Source organism: Wolbachia endosymbiont of Tuta absoluta (assembly GCF_059414725.1).
The window spans coordinates 1-344 of sequence record NZ_JBNRJY010000573.1 but is presented as its reverse complement, the minus strand read 5'-3'; the positions used below and the strand labels follow the sequence as shown (position 1 = coordinate 344).

The following is a 344-nucleotide window of genomic DNA, read 5'->3' as shown; positions in this document are numbered from 1 at the left end:
TTGGTGCCTTCGGGAACTCTGAGACAGGTGCTGCATGGCTGTCGTCAGCTCGTGTTGTGAAATGTTGGGTTAAGTCCCGCAACGAGCGCAACCCTTATCCTTTGTTGCCAGCGATTCGGTCGGGAACTCAAAGGAGACTGCCGGTGATAAACCGGAGGAAGGTGGGGATGACGTCAAGTCATCATGGCCCTTACGAGTAGGGCTACACACGTGCTACAATGGCGCATACAAAGAGAAGCGACCTCGCGAGAGCAAGCGGACCTCATAAAGTATGTCGTAGTCCGGATTGGAGTCTGCAACTCGACTCCATGAAGTCGGAATCGCTAGTAATCGTAGATCAGAAT

Annotated in this window: 1 rRNA gene; it reads left to right on the top strand. The window is 52.6% G+C overall.

The window, feature by feature from the left end:
* Positions 1 to 344, top strand: a 16S ribosomal RNA gene (locus ACJ5GX_RS06395); the annotation flags it as partial.